The organism is Azovibrio sp. (assembly GCF_049658005.1).
Taxonomy (GTDB): Bacteria; Pseudomonadota; Gammaproteobacteria; order Burkholderiales; family Rhodocyclaceae; genus Azovibrio.
The window spans coordinates 1-4,575 of record NZ_JBASOH010000105.1 but is presented as its reverse complement, the minus strand read 5'-3'; the positions used below and the strand labels follow the sequence as shown (position 1 = coordinate 4,575).

At 36.5% G+C, this 4,575-nt stretch carries 4 protein-coding genes; all 4 read right to left on the bottom strand.

Annotation, left to right across the window (positions count from 1 at the left end):
- Nucleotides 1-363 precede the first annotated feature (363 nt).
- The 4 genes from WBH99_RS09420 to WBH99_RS09405 all read right to left on the bottom strand — a co-directional run bounded on the left by WBH99_RS09420 (nt 364) and on the right by WBH99_RS09405 (nt 4,470).
- Nucleotides 364-993: a hypothetical protein gene (locus WBH99_RS09420; RefSeq protein WP_424219826.1), complete on the bottom strand. Its 630-nt coding sequence runs from the start codon at nt 991-993 to the stop codon at nt 364-366.
- A 33-nt stretch (nt 994-1,026) separates the two neighbouring features.
- A complete protein-coding gene (locus WBH99_RS09415; RefSeq protein WP_424219825.1) occupies nt 1,027-3,072 on the bottom strand; it encodes a helix-turn-helix domain-containing protein in 2,046 nt (681 codons plus the stop codon).
- Between the two features lie 206 nt (nt 3,073-3,278).
- On the bottom strand, nt 3,279-3,776 hold the full coding sequence (locus tag WBH99_RS09410; RefSeq protein WP_424219824.1) for a hypothetical protein: 498 nt from the start codon (nt 3,774-3,776) through the stop codon (nt 3,279-3,281).
- A gap of 109 nt (nt 3,777-3,885) precedes the next feature.
- Nucleotides 3,886-4,470 (bottom strand): hypothetical protein, encoded by a 585-nt coding sequence (locus tag WBH99_RS09405; RefSeq protein ID WP_424219823.1) that lies wholly within the window; start codon nt 4,468-4,470, stop codon nt 3,886-3,888.
- Nucleotides 4,471-4,575: the final 105 nt, after the last annotated feature.

Sequence of the window (4,575 nt, the reverse complement as noted above, 5' to 3'; positions counted from 1 at the left end):
CTCCACTTTTTCAAATCGCTGTTCTAAATCCGCCAGGCTCAGCGCTTTTCCAGATTCAGCAAGTGCTTTGTAAACCAACGTTCGCATGGCTGTTGGTTTTACGTTTTTCGATTCAAGTTTCTTATCGATTTCCTGATTTTTCATTTCGGTAATAATTTTAAGAGAGAAATATCATTTTTCGCTGTTCATCCCCTAAATTTACTTAAAACTATTAAGGTATAGGTTATAAGTTTTCTAAAATTGCCATATACTTTGCTTTAACTTGTTTAGCTATTTTTTCAAGTTCTTTGTTTTCTACAATGTTTAATAATCTTACGGGATTTATCATTACAACTTCAATTTTATTATTACCCACATCTTTAATTATTTGACTCCTTCAAATACTTCAAAATAATGTGTACTGTTCTGAACTGAAAATTTGTAAATACATGAATTCATATTTGGATTAAATCCTCCAAAATGGTTATCATTTTGATTGTGTTGCGTATTCATGTGATTGGTCCAGGCGTTCCATTGGTCAGTTCCCGCCCAGTTGCTGTTGCCCCAACCTTGATTCATATTTCCCCAGCAATTGCCATCGTTCATCCAGGCGTTATTTGTCCAACCGGATTGGCGGTTTGTGCAAAAATCATAATTATTGCGATTATGCCCATATTCAGCAAAAAAATCCTCCCCAGTTAAACAATACATAATACTGTCATTATTCTGGTACAGTTGGACAATCCAGGTTGAATCGAAATTATTGGACAAACAATGCATGGTAACTAAACTATCGTTAATTAATGTTACATTTAGTGTCGCCGGACTGGATTGATTAGTGGTTGTGCTCATAAGAGTACCTGTATATTTTCCGATAACACTGGAAGCTAATGTATTATCCAAGGGTGCTTCTTCTTCCTTATTACATGAATAAAAAAGGAATCCAATTACTGCTGCCATTAAAAAAATGATTTTTGTATTTTTCATGCCAGTAATTAATTTATTTTGTTTCATTTTTCTATCCTCAGACTTCTTAAAAACCAGTTTTTATTTTTGGACATGATACGGATTAGGAGCTACATCGAAAAGCAGAAGTTTCCCATCGCCCAGTTTTGTTTTTAAGGTATTCAAGTGTCGGCATAATTGAATTTGGGCAGATTGGTAGCTTTGCCGTTCCAGTGGTTCTAACCTTACGGTGACTGTTGTCCTGGTTGTTTTTATCCATCCGTTTCCTTTTATGATAGCCTCTAACACGGGTATGGTATCGCGGTTATCTAACATGTAGTTGCTAAATATTTCTATTAATTTTTTCCGGCTATTCCATACAAGGGCCCCGGATAAATCCCACCAAACTTTCCCATCTGTTGAATAGGTCTTGTATGTTTCGCCTGTTACCTTTTCTAATTCAGTAAATTTGGGTAGCGCTTCCAGGATGGTTTGTTGCGCCCGTAGTTTTTCTTTTAACAATAACAGCTTTACCTGTAATTTGTCCCGCGTTGCATTTTCGCGTAACGCGCCGGCTTTACCCGTGGTTATTTTTATTTTTCCAAGACTTTGTTCGCACTTTCTGATTTGGTTTTTAATGTTGGCCATTTGTTTCGTTGCCTGTGTATGTTCCGGATTTTTTATTTGCTGGTTTTCACTTTCTCCGCTTAGGTTAAATACCGGATTGTAGTGCATACCCACTCTTTTGTTCATGTATTTGAACGTGTTCTCATTGCTGCCCCAGCGGTTTAACATTGCCAGGGCTATTTCTGGCGCGGGAGATTCCTTATCGGTGGTTACTACTGCAAAACGCTGGTTTGCTCGTATTTTCCAATAAACCAATCGCCGCATCTTTACCTGGTTTCCTTTATTGTCTTTATAGGTTTTTTCATCTTCGCTAATTTTATAGGTATTCTTTTGCCAGCTAAATTCGTGACCAAATGCGCTTTCGGCTATTTCATACAGTTGGGCTTCATCGCTAAATTTTTCCCAGGTTACTATCTTATAGGGTTGTAGTTCACAAAAGTTGTCCACTCCCCAAATCTCCCTGTCGATGGCGATCAGCGGGCATATCCCCATATTGAGTTCTTTCCAGTCATCGTGTATTTCCTTGACCGTGCTCACAATATCGGCTTTGCCGTCAAACAGGTCGAAATATGCAACCCGTCCGCTTTGGTCGTGCGCATATATCGCAGTTATCCCAGGCATTGCCATGCCACGCTGGGTGTACCATCCTTTATGTACTTTTTCTTTTCCATAATAGGGTATGAAATGGCCGTCTATAAATAGATTGAAAACACCCACGATGCCACGTATTATCTGATGCTTAAAAAACGCCTTTAATGTTGTTTTGCTTGTTTCTTTGGTTTGATTTACATGATCATGGATTCGTTTCCACAATTCAGGAGCTGATGGTAATCTTTTTAAACCCAGTATTTTGCCAAATTCTCCTTTATACACCGTTTTTAATTGCTCTACCGAAAATATCCGGTTTACCTGCATCATGGCAAATAAAAAAATCACAATCTTATTTTCGCCGATATGCTTGTTCAGGAACTTGTTTATGTCGTAATAGTTGTCAAACATTGGCCAAAACAGGAAACTTCCTGCATACCTGTTCCCCTGGTAGTCGTGTTCCTGGCTGAATAATTCCTTGTCCGTGGGCTGGAGCCGGGTTCCCGTGCTATCGTCCTCAAAATCAATACACAACTCGCGCTTCTGTTTTTTCTCCTGATTCGTCTTATTTTCTTCTTCTAACTCCCTGGCCTTGTTCCCCGTGAAGCGTTTCGGGTTTTTTTTCCAACTATCTTTCGTGTTGTTTACCAACCCTTCCGTACCGCGTTTTTGATAGGTCGCCACCCAGGTGTCTATGCTCTGCCTGGAGATCCCCAGGGCATCAGCCAGCTTCTTCTTTTGAACACCGCAGCGCTCAACCATGTCAACAACTATTAAACGCTTCTCAATAGCTGGTGCTATCCTGGCTACTTTTTGAAATTGGCCATTATGGTATATCTCGATTAGTTCCCCTGGCTTTACCTTTATGGCATAATTATTCCCTAATAACTTTAACTCATTGTCAACCTGTATATTATCAAACAGCTCTGTCATTATTGTAACTTTTGCCACAAAATTACACATAAAAAAATTAATAATTGCATAAATAATGCTTTTAAATTTAAATAATTATCACTATATTAATATAATGATAAAAGCCAATGTCCAATTATATCGTAATTTTAACGTATTGCCCTGTTTTGCTACCTTTGCAGAGATACTAAATATTGCTTTTTAAGAAGTCTGATCCTCCTTTTTTTTTATTCCAATATAAAACCTGCATTTTTAACTTTTGCCTCCAATTCGCTATACGCAATTTGTTTCGGATTGTATTCAATCAGTACCTGATTCGATTTATGATATAACGTAAAATCTTCCACACCCTTTATTCCGTTTAACAAGCCCGTTAATTTCTCATCATCACCTGCTTTATGCTCTGCAAAACAGATTACGGTTTTTCTTTCATCAATTTTAATTGTTGTAATTTTATTACCGTTGAGTTCAGCTTCTAAATAAAGAGCAAAAGGCAAATCTGTCAATTTTGTTTCCTCCCCATTGTATTTAACCGTCATGTTTTTGTCTATCTGAACCGGCATGCAAGCCTGTGTTCCCAAAACGCAAATTACAATTCTGTCGTCACCTAATTTTTCACCACCGACTGTTCCAATTACTTTTTCTGTTTCTTGCGCATAGATGTTTGCAATTGATAAACCAAAAATCAATACTGTTGCTTTGATTACATTTAATATCTTGTTCATTTTAGTTTTTTTATAAATTTTAAATTATTGTATGCGAATTTTTAGTTTGATTTAGCTTTTCTGAAAGCAGACAAGTTGCCTTGCCTACCTTCACAAAAGCATTCAAAAACTATTGCAATCCTTTGCTATTCAGAAATGAATTTATCCTATATGAACCGCTCGATTGATTAGATGCATGTAAGGCTGAATTTGAACCAAATAATAATTCCATTTCAGAATAAAGTGGGTCGTCAGCAGGAATAACATCCTTAAGATTGCTAAATGTCAGGCTTTTAATCTCCCCACTTCCGTCTTTACTGAAATAATATTTTGTTCTTTTTTTCGTGCCTGTAAATGGGGAATAGGATACTACTTCTTCTTTGGTGTAAATCCATAAACCACTTTTATCTGCCAAAGTTAAGCGGTCATTATTTAAAAAACGGAAAAATTTCCCATCGCAAAGTTGATAACCAAATATTTCGTCCTTCTTCAAATCAGTTTTTTCACCATTTTTAATTACTGTTACGTAATCTGTTTTAAAGAAATCGTTTGGTTTTATTTTACCCTCTTTTCCGGCACAGTCTATTGAAACTTCCATTTTGCCATTTGTGTAATCTTCATAGGTTTTGTAAACCCCACAAGTTTGTGCATTGGCATTAAGACCGATTACAGTAAATATTACTGCTAATGTGATATAGAATTTATTTGTTTTCATAATGATAATATTTAATTGAAACCTAAATTGTTATAATAATATTTTGCTTTTTGCAGGAATTAAATATTATCTCAACACAAGAACACCTGTAGTTGTGCCCTATTT